This is a genomic window from Paenibacillus polymyxa M1 (assembly GCF_000237325.1).
Classification (GTDB): domain Bacteria; phylum Bacillota; class Bacilli; order Paenibacillales; family Paenibacillaceae; genus Paenibacillus; species Paenibacillus polymyxa_C.
The window spans coordinates 847,480-866,238 of the sequence record NC_017542.1; the positions used below are offsets into that span (position 1 = coordinate 847,480).

Genomic DNA, 18,759 nt, shown 5'->3' on the forward strand with positions numbered 1-18,759 from the left:
TCGGACGATACATAACGATGCAATGAAGTAAGGAGGATCGTCATAATGAGAAAAAAAGCTCCCAAGAACATTTGGATACGATCCGTAGTAGTCATCACAGGCTTAACGATATTTATAGCTATGGGATGGAATATGTACCAACAGGATGCTGGTAAACCACCTAAACCTGCTGCAACTCCAAAAAATCAAGCGAATCAAAGTAAGCATACAACACCGACCTATCGCGCAGCCTATCATTTTACCGTCCCGGATAAGTGGAAAAATGATCCACAGCGGCCGATTTATATGGATGGGGAATATCATTATTATTATTTATATAATCGTGATTACCCTCATAAGAACGGTACAGAATGGCGCCATGCCACATCCACCGACCTGGTTCATTGGAAAGATGAAGGGGTGGCGATTCCCAAATATACGAACCCGAATGGAGATCCTTGGTCCGGTTCGGTCGTGATCGACGATCATGGCACCGCTGGTTTTGGAAAAGGCGCACTTGTAGCCATTGTCACACAGCCCTCCGCAGATGGAGGAAAGCAGGAACAATTTCTGTGGTACAGTAAGGATAAAGGCAAGACGTTTACTTCTTACCGCAACAAGCCTGTGATGTCCAACCCTGGTACGAAGGATTTCAGAGATCCCAAGATCGTCCGGGATACTGGGCGTAATCAATGGGTGATGGTCATGGCAGAGGGAACGAAGATTGGCTTTTATAAGTCTAAAAATTTAAAGGATTGGCAGTTTACGAGTGGCTTTCAAACAGAAAATATCGGGCTTGTGGAATGTCCTGACCTTTACCAGATGCGCGCAGATGATGGGACCTATCAATGGATTCTGGGCGCGAGCGCCAATAGTAAACCAACCGGTGGACCCAACACATATGCCTATTGGACGGGAGATTTTAATGGAGAAGCATTTCTCCCTGATCGCAATGATCCTGATTGGCTGGATTATGGCTTTGACTGGTATGGTGCGGTTACGTTCGAGGATGGCAAAGCCAAAGACCAATACAGTCACCGTTATGCGCTGGCCTGGATGAACAATTGGGATTATGCCAATAACACGCCTACCCTAAAAGAAGGCTTTAATGGAATGGATTCAGTTGTTCGCCAAATTCGGTTGAAGCGTACATCTGATGTCGGCTATCGCTTGGTTTCACAGCCTGTACCAGCTTTGGAGCAATTCCCAGTTGCAACGGAATCATTGGGGAAGATCCAAGTAGATGGGACTCACACGCTTCCGATAGCAGGTGATGCCTATCAGTTAGAGGCGGATGTATCTTGGTCAACGATCAAAAATACAGGATTGAGGCTTCGAGAGTCTGCGGATGGCAAGCGTCATGTAGATGTGGGTGTTTCGGTGGAGGGTCAATACTCTTATGTAAACAGAGCGAACACCGGGCAGCCGGATCAGAGTGGAAAATATGTAGAGAGTAAGGCGCCTTTTGATATCAACAAGAAAAATGTCCACTTGAAGATTCTCGTCGATAAAACCAGCATCGAAGTCTTTGTAGATGATGGAGAAGTAGCTTATTCCTCCTTAATATTCCCACGCTTAGAGGATCGGGGAATTACTCTTTTTTCAGATGGCGGTAAGGCTATTTTTAATAATGTAGTGATCAAACATTTTAGTCATTAAAAAAGTCCACCCATGAATATAAGGGTGGACTTTTCTGTGTAAATCTAAATTTTCGTTTAGCACAGCTATAAGATTGTTCGTTTATTCACAAACGATCAGTTGCTAAAATTACTATTCGTTCTATTTGTGATAAGGTGACAGATTATCAGCGCTACGGCCCAATTTTTTGAGCAAGCCGATGAGTTGATCTCTTTCGGTTTCGCTGATTCCGCTAAAGGCACGTTCAATCTGACGTGTATAATCAGGATAAATTTCATCCATGACGCGTTGTCCTTCGTCCGTCAACTCTGCATATATAATACGACGATCTTGGTCGCACGGGTGACGGTGCAAATAACCGCGGCTCTCCAGCTTGTCGATCACATAAGTGACATTTCCGCTTTGCAGAAGCAACTTGGCTCCAATTTGTTGAATTGGCTGTGCTCCCTTGTGATATAAAACTTCCATCACGGCGAAGGCCGTTGGGTTGAAGCCCACCGTTTTGATGCCAGCAACCGCATGTTCGTTTACACTTTTGAATGACTTGGCAAACACGCTATACAAATGCATGGATTGCTGTGTCACCAATGTTCGGTAATCTATCATCTTCATTCCGCCTTTATGTATGGATTTGGGCATCCTTTGACCGCTCGGTTCGGATGACCGGGCAACCATACCCTTACTACTAGCATAAAGGGATTTACGTAGGGAAAACATGCGATTTGTCACAGTAGCTGCTTTTTTAATTATTTAATTTCAAAGCTTTAAGGTAAATTTTTGAAAAATAAAGGTTTCGAATGTAAAAATACCGTTCCGATTGGTTATATTAACAAATAACATACCTAATGAACCCAAATAACAAAATAAGATAAATTCAGAGGAGATGAAGCACATGGATACGGGTTCTTTCCGTTTTCAATTTCGTGATCCGCAGCAAGCCGCCCAAGCCTGTGAAACATTAAAGGAGATTGGATACTCTGCCAGCACGAACGGTGATACAGGCCTCAGTGTTCACGTTGAGAACCAGGATGTGCTGTCTGCATTAGAGATTTGCCAAGCTTATGAAGGAAGTATAATTGAGACAGGAGTTCTCACTTATCGTCCAGGTAAACAAAGTAATATCGGTATGCAAAATCCAGGTTATAGCCCAGAGGATTGGATTATTCCAGCGCACATCATCAATGAAGACTGGAGCGAGGCGTATAAAAACGGCTCTTCCCAAACGTTTACGAACACAACACAGGAACACAACGTCAGCTCTGATCAACAACCGGAGGACGATGTGGACGGTTTTTCAGGAAGCGTCCATACCTGACAATTGTGTTCGCACTGGTTGCACAGTTTGGAATAAAAAGGTTCCTTTAAGCCATGATTAATGGCTTGAAGGAACCTTTTTTCATCATGAGAAACAGCTGAAAAGGACATTGTGAAAACTAAGATTCTTGGATCGTGCATAAGGGCAGCAATCGTAGGAAATACCAAAAGAAGTTCAGAAAGGAGGTTTTGATCTTGCAAAAACTTGGAGTTCACGAAAAGTTGGAATTGCATGAGCTGCTTACGTTTAAAACAACTTGTATTACAAAAACTCAAACCATGCTTCCCTTAGTCTCAGATTCAAATTTAAAAAATATTTTACAGCAGGATATCAGTGGCGGTACACAAGATATTCAACAGCTTAGAAATCTGCTTGTATAATTTAAGGAGGAATAACGTGAATTCTTTTATTGAGAATATGACCGGTACGACCCCCATGACCGATCAGGTGATTGCTTCAGATCTGTTAATTTCAGCTAAAAGTGGGATCAAAAACTACGCCGCGGCCTTAACAGAGTCCACCAGCTCAGAAGTTCGAAATGTTCTTTGTGACCAATTGAGCAAAGCTGTTAATCTTCATGAGCAAATTTTTAATTATATGAAGAACAATGGTTACTACAACGCCTATGATCCGGATCAACAAATTCAAATGGATATTCAAAATGCAGACAAGGCACTTTCTTTGTCCAAAATGTAAAACGTTTAATTAAAAAGAAGCATCAGCAAACCTTTAATCGAGCTTGCTGATGCTTCTTTATTACAAATTAAATTGACTTTCACATGAAATATGGAGAAGAAGGCAATCATAAAAAAACAAGAAATAGGTCTCAAATTCAGAATAGGGTGATTTTCGTATGGGCAAGTCTTCAGCGGGCAAACAAAAAGAGCAAAAACTAAAATGGTGGCAGCTGAGCTTGTTAGGAGTTGCAGGCACCATCGGTACAGGGTATTTCCTCGGGTCTAGTTTAGCAATTTCCATTGGTGGTCCAGCCGTGCTGATTGCTTACTTCTTGGCAGCAGTTGGAACGTATGTGGTGTTTGACGCCCTTTCGCGCATGACAGCAGATCATCCAGAACAGGGCTCTTTCCGTTCCTATGCTCAAAAAGCATTTGGCAATTGGGCAGGCTTCGGCAGTGGCTGGGTGTATTGGTTCTCGGAATTGCTTATTAATGGGAGTCAACTAACCGCGCTGTCTATATTTTCACGCTTTTGGTTTCCTCAGGTACCGATGTGGATTTTTGCGGCAGGCTTCGGGCTCTTAGGGCTTGTGATTGTTTTTTTTGGCAATAAGGGTTTTGATCGTGTAGAAAATGTACTCGCGATCATTAAGATAGCGGCTCTTGTGATGTTTTTGGTCCTAGCGGTAGCGCTTTTGGCAGGCTGGATCGGAGGAGGTAAATATAATCCGAAGTTCCCTCTCAGCTTCAAAGACTTTTTTCCAACCGGTAGCATAGGGTTATGGTCATCTTTTATTTTTGCCTTTTATGCATACGGAGGTATTGAAGTGCTCGGAATTATGTCTAACCGACTTCAAAACCCGGAGGAAGCACCCAAAGCAGGAAAGGTCATGTTGATGACGCTGGTTGCAGTGTATGTGCTTTCGATTGGGCTGGCTGTGTCTATGGTACCATTAAGTGCCTTTAATCCGAAGGAAAGCCCTTTTGTACTTGCGCTCAGTAGCGATCATCTGGCCTTTGTGCCTCATTTGTTTAACGGAGTCCTGATTATTGCAGGGTTCTCCACGATGACAGCATCGCTATATGCAGAGACTTCGATGATGATTACCCTTGCTCAGGAAGGAGATGCGCCCACACTGTTCTCACGAAAGTGGAAGGGCAAATATCCTCTTTATGCACTCAGTTTGATCTCTGTTGGATTAATCTCAGCAATCGTATTATCGTTGCTGCTACCGGGGAAAGTGTATGAATATATCACAACAGCTGCGGGCTTAATGCTGTTATATAACTGGTGCTTTATTTTGCTGTCTTCAGGTAAGTTACTGGAATCAAGCACATCGAGCAATATCAAACGCTGGATTGGATTATTGCTGATCGCTTTGGCTGTAGTCGGGGCCTTTTTTCATAAGCTTAGCCGCCCTGGGGTTTACATCAGTTTACTGCTGGTCTTGTTAATTGCAATATGTGACCTCATTGTTCAATGGGTGCGTCGAAAGCACGGCAAGGAGTCTCGTTAACTTTATCAAGAAGACAAGCGTTAGCGTAAAAAAAGCAATTGAAATGCCTGTACACCAAAATAAAAGCCAAAGCCTACAAGAGATAGACCTGACATCCAAGAGATGGTTTTAAGCAATCCGGGTTTGAGAAATCTACGGAAAACACTTGAAGCGGCTGCCATCGTCACATCCCACGCCAACACGCCCAGTACAATCGCTCCGCTGTAAATCAATAGCTGTTGTACTGGATATGTATTAGCAACGTTGGCCAGTATGGAACCGTAAATACCAAGCCAGAAAAGGATGGAGAGGGGATTAAACAACGACATCAGGAAGCCCGCAACAAAGGAGTTGGTTAGGGTATTGCCATTTCCCCTTAATTCGGATTCTGAAATCACACCAGCATTTTTGATGCTTTCAAGACCTGTATACACAAGCACGAAAAAACCAAACAGCCATAAAAAAGCTTTGACAAATGGGGAATTAAGAAGGTGGATCATTCCCAAATAGACAAGCATCATATAGATAATGTCTGCTGTGATTGCACCTAGCCCAATAAACCAGGCGTGCCAAAATCCATTTTTAATACCTCGATCTAACTGTGCGGCATTGATGGGTCCAATGGGAGCTGAAAGTGACAGACCCAGAAAAACATACCCGATAAATGTATTAATGGTGTTTTCCTCCTTGATTATTTATTGGACGTTATGTATTTGTCTCATTTAGTTTATTCGGACAAACCCATATGTAAGACCATATTTTTTTGTGCGTATAGGGTAGGCTTAGCCTCGTTATGTGCTGACCCAATGAATGAAACCAATCCGAAAAGCAGCTTTAATCCTTACACAAAAGGGTTAGAGCTTTTTTTTATGAGGGGACTTGACACTTTCGATGAAAGCGCTTATATTTATCTCGTAAACAATACGTTATATAACGTTATATAGAAGGAGAGATAAAAAATGAATGTACAACAGACGATTCAGACGATTAATGAACAAGCGAATGGGAAGATTTCTGAGGTTTATTTAGTAGCCTGCGGGGGCTCACTAGTTGATATGTATCCTTCAAAATATTTTCTGGATAGTGAAGCAAAGAAACTGGTAGCAGGGATGTATACAGCGAATGAGTTTGTACATGCGTTGCCCAAACGATTGGGGGCACACTCAGTGGTCATCGTTTGTTCCCACGGTGGAAATACTCCAGAATCGGTCGCAGCTGCTAAATCTGCCAAAGAGAAAGGTGCTTATACCATTGGCTTAACCCACAATAGTGAAGCGAGCCTGCTTAACTATTCGGATTATTCCTTCCTTTACGAGTGGGGGGATGAGAGCGATGTTAAAAACAACCCGATGGCCATTATTCTAGAACTTACGGTTGAACTGCTTCAAATCACTGAGGGCTATGCGCATTACCCAGCTTTCCAGAATGGATTGGGAGCAATCAATGGGATTATTAACCGGGCCAAAGTCCAAGTTGAACCGCGCGCTCAAGTATTCGCTGACAGATACCGCAATGAGGAACTCTTTTATATCCTGACCAGCGGAGCATCTTATGGACATGCTTATGGCTTTGCCATCTGCTCGCTGATGGAAATGCAATGGCTTCATGCAGCTTCTATCCATTCCGGTGAATTCTTCCATGGCCCATTTGAAGTAACGGATAAGGAAACTCCATTTATTCTGATGATCAACGAAGGACGTACACGGGCGCTGGATGAGCGGGCACAGACTTTCCTGAATCAGTATGCCGAGAAAGTGGAAGTGATTGATGCAAAGGAGCTTGGCATCGGAACGATTGCAGACGAAGTGGTAGAGTTTTTTAACCCGGTTTTATTTTACAGCATTGTATGTGTGTATCGTGAAGCACTAGCAAATGTACGCAACCACCCATTGGAAACTCGCCGTTATATGGGCAAAGTAGCTTACTAAGCGCACCTACCAACAGGAGGAAACCATCATGAAGGTTCTAGGCATTGGCGATAATGTGGTAGATAAATATGTTCATCTGCGCATGATGTACCCTGGCGGCAATGCGCTTAATTTCAGTGTGTTTGCCAAAAAAGCGGGAGTGGATGCAGCCTTTATAGGCGTGTTTGGGGACGATCACGAAGCACGGCATGTAGAACATACCCTCCGTGAGCTTGACATCGATATTTCACGGTGCAGATATCACAGCGGTGAGAACGGCTGTGCACGTGTAACCCTGGAAGACGGAGACAGAGTATTTCTGGGCAGTAATGAGGGGGGAGTGACACGTCTCCATCCATTGGAACTGAGCGAAGATGACAAGGATTATCTTGGCGGATTCGACCTGATTCATACTGGCTTGTACAGCCATACAGGCCACTTGCTGCCCGAGTTGGAGACACTGGGAATTCCTATTTCCTTTGATTTTTCAGATGATTTTACAGATACACAGGTAGAACAATATATCATGCATGCCGATTTTGCATTCTTCTCTTGCAGCCATATGACGGATGAAGAGACACAGAATTTTATCCGTTCCAATCGAAAAAAAGAGGGGCAAATTCTGGTCGCCACACGTGGCGGTGACCGATCTATCGCCTATGATGGTACGAAGTTCTATTTTCAAATGCCCGATTCCGTTGACGCTGTGGATACCATGGGAGCAGGCGATTCTTATATAACTGCTTTTTTACTGAGCTTTTTGGAAAAAGGCAACATTCAGGCTGCTATGGCAGAAGGCTCAAGGCTTGCCGCCCAGAGCTGCCTGGTAGAAGGTTCCTTCGGATACGGCGTTCATTATTGACGATCCTTTTCGAATATCTTCACTTGTAAGAATATGTAACCTTTGATACTCTAAGTGAGAGTGATATAACGTTATATGACAAGTGAGGGTACATTATGTTAAATTCAGACCAAGCGGAGCCATTATATATTCAATTACAAAAAGCGGTCAAAACCGCAATTCATAATGGAACATTTACGCAAGGAAGTCGTATACCGACCGAAACAGAATTAAGCGAAATGTATAATGTAAGTCGAATTACTGTAAGGAAAGCAATTGCCGAATTAGTTCATGAAGGTTATCTGACCAAACGTCAGGGAAAAGGAACCTTTGTCAATATCCCCAAAATTGGACGGAAGATTGAGCATGTGATCAGCTTTACGGCTGCTTGCAAATCCAACGGGCTTTCTTCACACAGTGAGGTTACAAAACGTGAAATCATAGCAGCAGATGAAGAAATTGCACATCAGTTGCAGCTATCGCCAGGAGAAAAAGTGTTATTTATCCAGCGTAAAAGATATGCGGATGATCGTCCCCTGATGCTGGAAAACAATTTTTATCCTTATGAACGCTTTGCATTTCTAATGCACGAGCAGTTGGAGGGGTCTGTATACGAACTGCTGCGGCAAAAATACAGCATCGACCCTAACCAGCCAGGAGAGACGATATTACAAATTGCCTTGGCGGATGAAAATCAGGCCAAATTGCTGGAGACGGCGATCGGGCAGGCGTTGTTTTACATGCATACCATTATCTATGACCAGCATGGAAGCCCGGTTCATGTAGGAAAACAGTACATCATCGGAGACCGCTACCAATTCTCCATATAATCCGTTACCTGTTATGCAAGGTAGTTCAGGTACGTCTGGCTTCTGCTTCCATCCAATAGGGAGAAGCAGAAGCATTGACATAACGTTATATTACGTCATGTTGTTAGGTGAATCAATCATGAGGTGGTGAAACTATGCAAGGGATGAAAGATACATTAGCAGACAAAGTATTACTCTCCAATGCTATTTTTAATGGATTGGAAAATGAAGCTTCGCCCGGGTTTATTGCAGTGCGAGGAGAACGTATTGCAGCAGTGGGGCATCCGGAAGAGGCACAAGCCTGGATAGGATCGGAAACGGTTGTCTATGATCTGGGCGATGCCTTTATCATGCCGGGAATTCATGACAACCATGTATTTTTCACCGGATATATGTCAATGCATCGGGGCGTGGATCTGACGCATACAGCCTCAAGTGAAGAAGCAGTGCAACTACTGCTGCAAGAGGCAAACCACCTTCCATCAGGAAAAGATGTAACCGCTTACGGTTGGAGCGAGGAAAAATGGGGTGAGCTGCCTGAGCCAAGCTTGTTGGATGGATTGTTTCCCGATCGGGCGGTCATCGCCATCAACCAAAATAAAAGTTACTGCTGGATGAATCGATTGGCTGAGGAGAGATATCAATTTTCGCCAGATCAATGCAGTGCCGAAGCACGCGCTTTACTGCTCCAAGCTATGATGCAGGACCGTAGCCTTGTCCAACAAGAGTTTATGGAATTTTGCCGCCTGCTGGCTGCACGAGGGGTTACTTCTATAAAAGATATTGGCTTTGACCGGCATAGCGAGCTGCTTCCAATTCTAGAGGAATTGAAAGAAACAGGTGAACTTCCACTCCGGTTTCATTTCTCGCTGGAACCGGTTGTCGAACCGTTTGATATAAGTATTGGTATCAAGTATAAGGCACTTTATCATGGAGACCTTATTCGTTTTCAAGGCTACAAGCTGATGCTTGACGGCGTCGTAGCCGATCATACAGGGGATATGTTGGAGCCTTACGCAGATATGCCTGGAGTCACGAATTTGAGGGCGGTCGATTACGAAAAAATTGAAGCCTCAGTTCTGGAAGCGGACAGCCAGGGGATCAAATGCTGCCTAACTGCAGAAGGCGATGCTGCGATTCGCCAAGCAGTATCCATGATTGAAAAATGCCGCGCGCAGCAAGGCAATCACCTTATCAGACATTCGATCAGTGATCTGGAGTATCCTCATCCAGATGACCTGAACAGAATGGGAGAAAACGAAATTTTTGCCGAGGTCTATGCTCAGATTTTGCTGCTAAATCCCTCTTACGAAGAGGCTTATATGTCTGCTGTGGCAGGCAAAGAGAATGAAAACCGTTTTTATAATTATAAGTCCATGCTGGAAGCTAACGTGCCGATCACTATAGGTACTGATTTGCCTTTATTTATCACCAGTGTCCCCGATTCGCTGTATGCGGCCTCTCACCGATTATTCCCGGATGGCTCACCTGCTGGAGGCTGGTATCCTGACCAAGGAATGCCGGCATCCGAAGTTTTAAAGGCATGGACCATTAATGGAGCCAAACATTGTTATATGGAAGAGGTTACAGGTACGCTGGAGGCTGGAAAATATGCTGACATCGCCGTTTTTGATCGCGACCTCCTTAATGCATCCGCTGGTGACATCAGGGATGCCCAAGTGATATTGACCATTATGGGAGGGAAGGTTACGTATAACCATTCTTGGAATGAGGGATAAACATGAACATCACGAATAAAAAATGGAAATTATCCTTGCCCCATAGTTATACCTTAATATTCTTGATTATTATTACAGTCGCCGCGTTGACATGGGTTGTACCCAGCGGTCAATTTGAGCGTCATGAAGTGACAGTGAACGGTGTGACCAAAACGGCAATCGTTTCAGGAACCTATCACTCTGTACCCAAAACAGGGGAGAACGGCGATTTAAGACAGGGAATCCCTCAGATCCTTAGCGCTCCTATTGAGGGGATTATCAATGCCGCCGATGTCGTCTCTTTTGTTCTTATTGTAGGCGGCTCCTTCGGTATTATTCTGCAGACAGGCGCCATTGATCGTGCGCTGACAGCTCTTGCCAGGCGGTTGAAGAATAAAGGGATTTTGCTTATTCCCATTGCTATGGTTATCTTCAGTCTCGGAGGTTCTACCTTTGGGATGAGTGAAGAAATTATTCCACTTTATGCGATTTTCATTCCGTTGATGTTTGCCTTGGGTTTCGACTCTATGACAGCGATTCTTATTTTATTTCTGGGAACGCAAATTGGCTATGTTGGTTCGACTGTCAATCCATTTTCAGTGTTGATTGCCCAGGGAATCGCAGGAGTGGAGGGGAATCCTCAGCTCTGGCTGAGATTTATCGAATGGCTTGTATTTACGATGATTTCTATTGCTTTTACGATGTGGTATGCGCACCGGGTGAAGCGAAATCCGGAGAAATCCCTCGTGTTTCAAAGTGATATTATAAACCGCGAGCAATTTATTAAGGAAAGCACAGGCGAGGACGTCGTCTTCACATTCCGGGACAAATTAATTATAGGTGGATTTATTGTAACGCTTGGAGCGATTGTCTGGGGAATTTTGGTCAAAGGCTGGTATATGACTGAGATCGGCGCCCTTTTCTTTGCCCTTGGTATTTTTGTTGGGGTTGTCACCAAAATGAGTCAGAAGGAGATAGCTGAGAATTTTGTAAAAGGATGCGGAGAATTTATCTACGCCGCGGTGATCATAGGCCTCGCCCGCGGAATTCTGATTATCGCAGAACAGGGGATGATTATTGATACCGTATTGAATGCACTTGCAAGCGTCCTGGAAGGTTTGCCAAGTTATTTATTCACGACTATTATGTTGCTTGCGCATAATATCATTACTTTCCTCGTTCCCTCTTCTTCGGGGGAAGCTGCACTAACCATGCCTGTACTTGCACCGCTTGGCGATCTTGTAGGCATTAATCGTGAAGCCGTAGTCACAGCGTACCAATTTGGTAACGGGTTAACCAATCTCATTTCACCGACAGGTGGAGTGCTGCTGGCAGGATTGGCCATTGCCCGGATCAGCTTTGGACAGTGGCTGAAGGTAATCTTCAAACTATTCCCGATTCTATGGCTGATAGCTGCTATTTTTGCCGCGATATCGGCTGCGGTGGGTATGTAATCAATCAAATGAGGGCCCCTGTCTGTTAGAGACAAGGGTTTCTTTTTGTGTTTGTGAAACAAGTCCTCTTATTTAGGAAGGCTACTCATTTCTTTCCCAATATGGTGTATAAGTTTACGCGGAAAATAAATAATATGGATAGCATTTTCCTAAGGAGGAAATAAACTGATGCTTGCTGATAACAGATTACTCATTGCTGCTCTAGGCGGTGTTAATGAAATTGGAAAAAATATGTATTTCATCCAATACGATCAGGATATTGTCGTCATTGATTGTGGCTCCAAGTTTCCCAATGAAAATTTGCCTGGTATTGACCTCATTGTACCGGATGTCACCTATCTGCTGGAGAATCAGGATAAAGTTAGAGCGCTCATTGTAACCCATGGACATGAGGATCACATCGGGGGCATTCCTTATTTACTGAAGCAGATCAACATTCCGGTATTCGGGACAAAGCTCACCATCGAATTAATTAAGATTAAGCTAAAGGAACATAATCTTTTACGTGATGCCGAGCTTCATCTTATAGATGCGGATTCTACCATTGATGTGGGGAAGATTCAGACATCCTTTTTCACTACTGTCCACAGTATCCCAGATTGTCTGGGTGTTTTTTTTCAGACACCGGAAGGAAATGTGGTCCATACCGGGGATTTCAAATTTGATATGTCTCCTGTCAGCGGACCTTTTCCGGATCTTCATCGCATGGCTGAAATCGGAAAGAAAGGGGTTAAGGTGCTTCTCTCCGAAAGTACGAATGCGGAAAGACCAGGATTTACGCCTTCAGAACGCTTGGTTGGCGGGCACATTCTGGATGCATTCGCTCGAGCCAAGCAGCAGGTATTTATCTCCACGTTCGCTTCCAATGTGAATCGTGTCCAGCAGGTCATTGACGCTGCTGTGGAAACAGGCCGCAAACTGGTCTTACTCGGACGCAGCATGGTAAATGTGGTAACGGTGGCTAAAGAGTTGGGCTTCTTGCACATGCCCGAGGATTTGTTGATTGAGGCTGGAGAAACGGAGCGGTATCCTGCAGAAAAAATTGCAGTTTTATGTACAGGAAGTCAGGGTGAACCGATGGCTGCATTGTCCCGTTTAGCTAATTCCCTGCATCCCAAAATCGAAATATTGCCTGGGGATACCGTCATCATTGCTGCGGGAGCGATACCGGGAAATGAGCGAAATCTTTCCCAAGTTATCGATAACCTGTACGTACTGGGCGCTAACGTTATTTATGGATCAGGCAGCGCTACGGGGATGCACGTATCCGGTCATGGCAGCCAAGAAGAGTTAAAGTTAATGATGACCCTGATGAAACCCCAGTATTTAATTCCTATACATGGTGAATTCAGAATGCTGCATCAGCATCGTCAGCTAGCAGAATCAGTCGGTATTCCTATGGAAAACGTATTTATTGTCCAAAACGGAGAGACAATTCAAATCGCAGAGGGAAGGGCATCCCTGGGTCCCAAAGTACCATCCGGCAATAGCCTGGTAGACGGGCTGGTAACTGGTGATGTGGGCAATATTGTACTGCGGGACCGTAAAAAACTTGCCTCAGACGGAATGCTGATTATTGTGATGACTTTGAGCAAAAACGAAAAGCAAATGCTTGCAACGCCAGAAGTCATATCAAGAGGCTTTGTATTTGTTAAGGATTCCGAAGAGCTGATGAATCAGATTCGAGACACGATTATGGCCACAGTGAACGAGTTAACAGAAATCGAAATGAGTCAGTGGGGCTTGATTAAGCAGATGTTAAAGGATAATGTGGGTCAGTTTATTTACAGCCAAACCAAGAGAAGACCTATGATTTTACCTATCATTATTGAGGTTTAGGAATAGCGGTAAACGTTAAAACAAGATGGAGTTTGTTCAATACGCGATTACTCAAAAAAAGACTTAAATCAGCAATACAACTGATTTAAGTCTTTTTAATTCCTATTTTTCTTGAAAATTGCGGTTGTAATGGCGGTTTGTAGCGAAGCGGAGGATTTGAATCTGGAGAAGGGCCAGCGATCGTAAGATCAAAGCCTACGCGTAGTGCCTCCCACTCCTACATCTCGTTTAAAGCCGCTTGCGTCCCTGCTGTATGCCCTGTCGTAAACGCCGCTGTAATATTATAGCCTCCAGTGTAGCCGTGAATATCCAGAATCTCACCGCAGAAAAACAAGCCAGGCATCAGCTTGGACTCCATCGTTTTCGGATTAATTTCCTTCAAATTCACACCACCCCCGGTAACAAATGCTTCCTTCAGGGAGAGCGTCCCATTCACACGAATGGGAAACGCCTTGATTCGATGGGCGAGTTCTTGCCATTGCTGCTTGGGAATATGATCATAGGTCAAATCTTCACGCAGTTCAGCTTGCTGAAGCAACAATGGAATCATGCGTTCCGGTAAATAAGGTTTAAGCACGTTTTTGATCGCCTTTTTAGCATCGACCGATGCCAGTTCCAGTGTCTCACGGTAGACTTCATCAGCATGTTTGTGAGGCTGTAAATCGAGAGTTAACAATACTGTGTTTACCTTATCCTTTTTCATTCCCTTGACGACAAACTGACTGCAACGCAAAGCGGTTGGACCAGACAAACCAAAATGCGTGAAAATCATATCTCCTTCATGAACGACAACCTTCTTTTGTTTCGCATTCCATACGGTCAGGCTGATGTTTCGTAAGGAGAGTCCCTGAAGCTCTTTTGTCTGGATAAACGTCTCGCCTGACGTTAGCGGGACCTCTGTTGGATATAGTTCTGTAATGGTATGCCCAGCTTGCTCTGCCCATGCATAGCCGTCACCTTCCGAGCCTGTGTGCGGGACGGATTTGCCACCGACTGCGACAATGACGTTACGGCTACGCAGCATTTCACCGGAACGCAGCCGCACACCAGCTGTATGACCTTCTTTGTAAATCACCTCTTGAACAGGGCAGCTTGTCCGAATCTCGACTCCTTGAGAGCGTACCTTATTAATCAAAGCATCGACGACCGTTTTGGCTTTGTCCGTTACTGGAAACATACGCCCGTTGTCTTCTTCCTTTAAGGCTATACCTAGTTGTTCAAAGAAGGCGATGATATCCCGATTGCCGAAAGCAGCCAGGGCACTGTGCAGAAAACGGCCATTGCCGGGAATGTGGCGAATAAGTTCATCCAGCTCTTTTGCATTGGTGACATTGCAGCGACCTCCGCCGGAGATCCCCAGCTTTCGTCCAAGTTTATTTCCCTTTTCCACTAAAAGCACCTTGGCGCCCTCGCCACTGGCAGCAGCCGCTGCCATTAAGCCGGCTGAGCCGCCTCCGATCACAATAACGTCGTAAGTCATAGGCCTCTTCCTTTTCGTCGACAAATTTTCAAAAAAATTCAGAATAGCGTAACAGATTTTCCATCATATCGTAATACCGTCTCTTTAGATAGACTTTGAGCACAGTAGCTGCGTATATCTCTTATTTTACAGGAGTATAAAAACCGTAAAAACGATCCTCTAATATATATCCGGTATTTAGCAGAATTTGTCGTTCTACACCGGGATTTTAACACATATATTGTAATATATTGTAGCCTGTGCTTTAATTCAACTAACGGCGTCAAGGAAAGATGATGAGGGGGAGAAGTCCTTGTTAATTGCGTTGAAGGAAAGTGTGCTCCAAGTTCTCCTTGCCGTTATATCGGCGGGTTTTTTCTCTATATTAACGGATTATGGGGACAAGAAAAAGGTTTGGGCAGGCAATCTGCTTCCCGGACCTCATCAAGGAATACTTTATCTGTGTTGCTTGCCAGCTATATTGCTATGTTCGCTCTTTCAATACCAGCCTCCATATGGCCTACCTTCCAATCTCGGTATTATTCCCCTTGCTGTAGGCGTCATGTATGGTACACGTCGCACTTCCTTTGTTCTCGCTGCTTCTGCATTGACGGGTGTTCTAATTATAGCGCAGTCGATAGAAATGTCCCCAATGTATGTGGGCACTGCTTTTATCCTTTTTCCTTTTATGCTACTGCATGTCAAGTTTTTTCAAAGAGGAACATTGTTGGACAAAAAGCTCGTAATTTTCACATATGTTGTGGCTGATATGCTGCTTAAGGCATTATTACCGCTATTGTGGGGCAAACAGAACATTTCAGTATACATTCCTGATCTGCTTACAACGTTTTGGAATGTTGCTGTAGGTGTGTTGGCAAGTTTTACGGTCGTAAGTCTGATGCATAATTCCTTTGAGAAACTGACGTTGCGGCGAGATGTAACTGAGTTTACGAGCAAATATTTAATCGAAGTGGATAAGCTGCGTCAAGTCATGGATTTGATGCCGTTATCTCTTGTTACTTTGGACAGCGAAGAACGAGTTATACATATGAACAAAACGATGCTGGAGCTCTACCGGGACTTCGATCCCTATATTACGCTGCCTGAGGTTGTAGGCCGTCCTTTAAACTCGTTGTACGTTTTTAGCGCTTCGCCTGTAGTCAACGAACGAGTTGCGAAAGCCTTGGAAGGAGAAGCAGGCGCTGATTTTATAAATGTATCTCCCAAAGTATTCTTCTCCAGTTTCCTTCCTATTCGAGATAAACATATCAATCAAACGACAGGTGTCATTATCGCCTTGCAGGACATCACAGAGCTGGAGACGCTGCGCAGTGAGTTGGGCAATTTCGAGAGGCTCAGTCTGGTCGGACAAATGGCAGCGGGCATTACTCATGAAATACGTAATCCGATGGCGGTTGTGCGCGGGTTTTTACAGCTTATGCGCGAGAAGAGTCCTGATTCTCTAAGTCATTATTACCGCATCGTGATGGAGGAGCTGGATCGGGCGAACGGGATTATTAATGATTTTCTTTCCCTGGCCCAGAATCGGATTGTCGAGAAGGAGCAGTGTCATCTGCATGATATCATTCGTGAACTAACACCTCTTTTGTGGGCAGATGCGAACCTGAGGGGACAGACGATTGAGTTAAAACTGGAGGATCATGTAACGATGCTGCATCTGAATCCTAAGGAAATCAAGCAATTGCTGCTTAACTTATCGCGTAATGCGATGGAAGCTATGGGGGAAAAGGGTGTGCTGACCATTTCTACTCATGAAGAAGAGGATTTTGTCGAACTGGAAGTGAGGGATACAGGTCCGGGAATTCCGCCAAAACAGCTTGAAAAGCTGTTCCAGCCTTTTTACACAACCAAAACGAAAGGTACAGGTTTGGGTCTGGCCTTATGTCAAAGTATAGTGGAGCGTCATCACGGTACGATTGCCGTAGATTCGGTGGAGGGAATGGGCACACAGTTTAAAGTCCGTTTGCGCAGAACCATTCCGACTTATCGGGAGCATTCTGAGACTCCTGTCATAAATTCGATACAGAAATAATTGTGCAAAGATGTAACCGGATTTTTTGCAAATTACGTGAAAAAGATTGTATAATGGGCTTTAGATGTCCATGCCTTTACTACGGCAAAGGGTGAAATTAGAAATGTAGTATACATGATTTAGTGAAAAGGAGTGAAAGAATATGTCTATGTCTTTCGATCAATATATGAGAGATTCAGTTCAGCCTATGCGCGATGAACTGACGAATCTTGGGATTCAGGAACTGCGTACTTCTGAAGATGTGGAGGCTAAGCTGCCTGATGCTAAAGGTACAGTGCTGGTGGTTGTGAACTCGGTATGCGGTTGTGCCGCAGGCCAATGCCGCCCGGGTATAGCTGAAGCGCTGAAGCATGATATAACGCCGGATCATCTGTATACGGTTTTTGCGGGACAGGATAAGGAAGCAACGGCGAAGGCTCGCGAATTTTTCGCGCCGTATCCGCCATCTTCCCCTTCGATCGCGTTACTGAAAGACGGCGAACTGGTTCACTTTATCGAGCGTCATCAGATCGAAGATCGTTCGGCAGATCAGATTGCTGCTGATTTGACCAGTGCATTTGACCGTTTTTGCCGGTAAGACTGCTCAAGCTATGCCCCCGCATTTTTCGCCTGCGAAACTTGCCGGGGCTTTTGCGTGTTGGCTTGTGAAGGAAATTCCTAAAAAAGAGGTGCTTATCTGATGAGTTTGCAGGAACAGATTATTGCTGAATTGGGAGTACAGCCTACGATCAACGTAGAGGCGGAGGTCCGCAAGCGTGTGGATTTCCTCAAGTCGTACGTAACAAAAACAGGAAGCAAAGGGCTGTTGATCGCCATCAGTGGCGGGATTGACAGTGCCGTAGCAGCCGCCTTGTGCAAGCAGGCTACAGATGAGTTGACACAGGAGCAAGGGCAAGAATACAAAACACTGGGTGTATTCCAGCCCTATGGTCAACAGGAAGATATCGAGCATAGCTACGCGGTGGCTAAAGCGTTCAACCTGAAATATGCCGGGGAAACGAACATTAAGGAAGCCGTGGATACGATTGCCGTGGAAGTAGAGCACACATTAAAGGATATCGGTCTGGAACGTTCCATTACTCCGCAAGTGAGAGGAAATGTAAAGGCAAGAACACGTATGGTGGTTCAGTACGCACTTGCGAATGAACTGAACCTGCTCGTCGTGGGTACAGATCACGCTTCAGAAGCCATTACAGGCTTTTATACCAAATGGGGTGATGGTGCGGTCGATATTACACCGCTCAGCACTCTCAACAAACGTCAGGTGCGTTTGCTGGCCAGCTATCTTGGAGTTCCGCAGGCTATTTTGGACAAAGCGCCTACAGCAGGATTGTGGGAAGGCCAGACGGATGAAAAGGAACTGGGAATCTCCTACGAAGCAAACAGCGACTACCTGGAGGGCAAAGAAATTGACCCGGCGGCCCGCGAAAAGCTGGAAAGCTATTTTACACGTACAGCACATAAGCGGACAAGCATTCCGGGAGTGTAAGCATTAATCATTTTGGAATTGTAAAATGCTAAGCTAAATAAATGCGGCGATCCGCCCGGCGGATCGCCGTTTGTATTGAGGGGGC

17 protein-coding genes are annotated in these 18,759 nt (G+C 44.7%); 14 read left to right on the forward strand and 3 right to left on the reverse strand.

Features of this window, described 5'->3' with window-relative positions; all coding sequences use genetic code 11:
* Nucleotides 1-45: 45 nt before the first annotated feature.
* Nucleotides 46-1,638, forward strand: coding sequence for a glycoside hydrolase family 32 protein (locus PPM_RS03765; RefSeq protein ID WP_013369371.1), 1,593 nt, complete (start codon nucleotides 46-48; stop codon nucleotides 1,636-1,638).
* Between the two features lie 120 nt (nucleotides 1,639-1,758).
* Here the strand turns inward: PPM_RS03765 and PPM_RS03770 are convergent, their stop codons facing one another.
* On the reverse strand, nucleotides 1,759-2,223 hold the full coding sequence (locus tag PPM_RS03770; RefSeq protein ID WP_013369372.1) for a MarR family winged helix-turn-helix transcriptional regulator: 465 nt from the start codon (nucleotides 2,221-2,223) through the stop codon (nucleotides 1,759-1,761).
* A gap of 286 nt (nucleotides 2,224-2,509) precedes the next feature.
* On the opposite strand from PPM_RS03770, the gene PPM_RS03775 reads away from it, so the two are divergent.
* The 4 genes from PPM_RS03775 (at nucleotide 2,510) to PPM_RS03790 (ending at nucleotide 5,126) form a co-directional block, all read left to right on the forward strand.
* Nucleotides 2,510-2,932, forward strand: coding sequence for a hypothetical protein (locus tag PPM_RS03775; protein WP_013369374.1), 423 nt, complete (start codon nucleotides 2,510-2,512; stop codon nucleotides 2,930-2,932).
* Nucleotides 2,933-3,126: 194 nt separating this feature from the next.
* Complete coding sequence (locus PPM_RS03780) at nucleotides 3,127-3,312, forward strand: hypothetical protein (RefSeq protein ID WP_013369375.1); 186 nt, start codon at nucleotides 3,127-3,129, stop codon at nucleotides 3,310-3,312.
* A gap of 16 nt (nucleotides 3,313-3,328) precedes the next feature.
* Nucleotides 3,329-3,628 carry a spore coat protein gene (locus PPM_RS03785; RefSeq protein ID WP_013369376.1) on the forward strand — a complete coding sequence of 100 codons (300 nt, stop codon included), beginning with the start codon at nucleotides 3,329-3,331 and terminating at the stop codon, nucleotides 3,626-3,628.
* Nucleotides 3,629-3,785: 157 nt separating this feature from the next.
* A complete protein-coding gene (locus tag PPM_RS03790; protein WP_013369377.1) occupies nucleotides 3,786-5,126 on the forward strand; it encodes an amino acid permease in 1,341 nt (446 codons plus the stop codon).
* Between the two features lie 20 nt (nucleotides 5,127-5,146).
* On the opposite strand, the gene PPM_RS03795 is transcribed toward PPM_RS03790, so the two are convergent.
* A complete protein-coding gene (locus PPM_RS03795) occupies nucleotides 5,147-5,779 on the reverse strand; it encodes a LysE family transporter (protein ID WP_025676060.1) in 633 nt (210 codons plus the stop codon).
* 285 nt (nucleotides 5,780-6,064) lie between these two features.
* On the opposite strand from PPM_RS03795, the gene PPM_RS03800 reads away from it, so the two are divergent.
* The 6 genes from PPM_RS03800 to PPM_RS03825 all read left to right on the forward strand — a co-directional run bounded on the left by PPM_RS03800 (nucleotide 6,065) and on the right by PPM_RS03825 (nucleotide 13,673).
* Nucleotides 6,065-7,033 (forward strand): SIS domain-containing protein, encoded by a 969-nt coding sequence (locus PPM_RS03800; RefSeq protein WP_013369380.1) that lies wholly within the window; start codon nucleotides 6,065-6,067, stop codon nucleotides 7,031-7,033.
* A gap of 28 nt (nucleotides 7,034-7,061) precedes the next feature.
* Complete coding sequence (locus PPM_RS03805; protein ID WP_013369381.1) at nucleotides 7,062-7,874, forward strand: fructoselysine 6-kinase; 813 nt, start codon at nucleotides 7,062-7,064, stop codon at nucleotides 7,872-7,874.
* Nucleotides 7,875-7,969: 95 nt separating this feature from the next.
* On the forward strand, nucleotides 7,970-8,683 hold the full coding sequence (locus PPM_RS03810) for a GntR family transcriptional regulator (protein ID WP_013369382.1): 714 nt from the start codon (nucleotides 7,970-7,972) through the stop codon (nucleotides 8,681-8,683).
* A 134-nt stretch (nucleotides 8,684-8,817) separates the two neighbouring features.
* Nucleotides 8,818-10,401, forward strand: a complete 1,584-nt coding sequence (locus tag PPM_RS03815; protein ID WP_013369383.1) for an amidohydrolase — start codon at nucleotides 8,818-8,820, stop codon at nucleotides 10,399-10,401.
* 2 nt (nucleotides 10,402-10,403) lie between these two features.
* Nucleotides 10,404-11,834 carry a YfcC family protein gene (locus PPM_RS03820; RefSeq protein ID WP_013369384.1) on the forward strand — a complete coding sequence of 477 codons (1,431 nt, stop codon included), beginning with the start codon at nucleotides 10,404-10,406 and terminating at the stop codon, nucleotides 11,832-11,834.
* Between the two features lie 168 nt (nucleotides 11,835-12,002).
* Entirely contained in the window at nucleotides 12,003-13,673 is a 1,671-nt protein-coding gene (locus tag PPM_RS03825) for a ribonuclease J (RefSeq protein ID WP_013369385.1), read from the forward strand.
* Nucleotides 13,674-13,890: 217 nt separating this feature from the next.
* On the opposite strand, the gene PPM_RS03830 is transcribed toward PPM_RS03825, so the two are convergent.
* Nucleotides 13,891-15,153 carry an NAD(P)/FAD-dependent oxidoreductase gene (locus tag PPM_RS03830; protein ID WP_013369386.1) on the reverse strand — a complete coding sequence of 421 codons (1,263 nt, stop codon included), beginning with the start codon at nucleotides 15,151-15,153 and terminating at the stop codon, nucleotides 13,891-13,893.
* A 292-nt stretch (nucleotides 15,154-15,445) separates the two neighbouring features.
* Here PPM_RS03830 and PPM_RS03835 point away from each other — a divergent pair, with 292 nt between their 5' ends.
* The 3 genes from PPM_RS03835 to nadE all read left to right on the forward strand — a co-directional run bounded on the left by PPM_RS03835 (nucleotide 15,446) and on the right by nadE (nucleotide 18,674).
* Entirely contained in the window at nucleotides 15,446-17,185 is a 1,740-nt protein-coding gene (locus tag PPM_RS03835; RefSeq protein ID WP_013369387.1) for a two-component system sensor histidine kinase NtrB, read from the forward strand.
* Between the two features lie 142 nt (nucleotides 17,186-17,327).
* Nucleotides 17,328-17,762, forward strand: coding sequence for a BrxA/BrxB family bacilliredoxin (locus tag PPM_RS03840; RefSeq protein WP_013369388.1), 435 nt, complete (start codon nucleotides 17,328-17,330; stop codon nucleotides 17,760-17,762).
* Nucleotides 17,763-17,864: 102 nt separating this feature from the next.
* Nucleotides 17,865-18,674, forward strand: coding sequence for an ammonia-dependent NAD(+) synthetase (nadE, locus tag PPM_RS03845; RefSeq protein ID WP_013369390.1), 810 nt, complete (start codon nucleotides 17,865-17,867; stop codon nucleotides 18,672-18,674).
* Nucleotides 18,675-18,759: the final 85 nt, after the last annotated feature.

Bases quoted from the DNA above. Each gene is read 5' to 3' on its own strand.
- PPM_RS03790 (WP_013369377.1), top strand. From the start codon at position 3,786: ATGGGCAAGTCTTCAGCGGGCAAACAAAAAGAGCAAAAACTAAAATGG.
- PPM_RS03775 (WP_013369374.1), top strand. From the start codon at position 2,510: ATGGATACGGGTTCTTTCCGTTTTCAATTTCGTGATCCGCAGCAAGCC.
- PPM_RS03765 (WP_013369371.1), top strand. From the start codon at position 46: ATGAGAAAAAAAGCTCCCAAGAACATTTGGATACGATCCGTAGTAGTC.
- PPM_RS03830 (WP_013369386.1), bottom strand. From the start codon at position 15,153: ATGACTTACGACGTTATTGTGATCGGAGGCGGCTCAGCCGGCTTAATG.
- nadE (WP_013369390.1), top strand. From the start codon at position 17,865: ATGAGTTTGCAGGAACAGATTATTGCTGAATTGGGAGTACAGCCTACG.
- PPM_RS03770 (WP_013369372.1), bottom strand. From the start codon at position 2,223: ATGATAGATTACCGAACATTGGTGACACAGCAATCCATGCATTTGTAT.
- PPM_RS03805 (WP_013369381.1), top strand. From the start codon at position 7,062: ATGAAGGTTCTAGGCATTGGCGATAATGTGGTAGATAAATATGTTCAT.
- PPM_RS03815 (WP_013369383.1), top strand. From the start codon at position 8,818: ATGCAAGGGATGAAAGATACATTAGCAGACAAAGTATTACTCTCCAAT.
- PPM_RS03840 (WP_013369388.1), top strand. From the start codon at position 17,328: ATGTCTATGTCTTTCGATCAATATATGAGAGATTCAGTTCAGCCTATG.
- PPM_RS03820 (WP_013369384.1), top strand. From the start codon at position 10,404: ATGAACATCACGAATAAAAAATGGAAATTATCCTTGCCCCATAGTTAT.
- PPM_RS03810 (WP_013369382.1), top strand. From the start codon at position 7,970: ATGTTAAATTCAGACCAAGCGGAGCCATTATATATTCAATTACAAAAA.
- PPM_RS03800 (WP_013369380.1), top strand. From the start codon at position 6,065: ATGAATGTACAACAGACGATTCAGACGATTAATGAACAAGCGAATGGG.
- PPM_RS03825 (WP_013369385.1), top strand. From the start codon at position 12,003: ATGCTTGCTGATAACAGATTACTCATTGCTGCTCTAGGCGGTGTTAAT.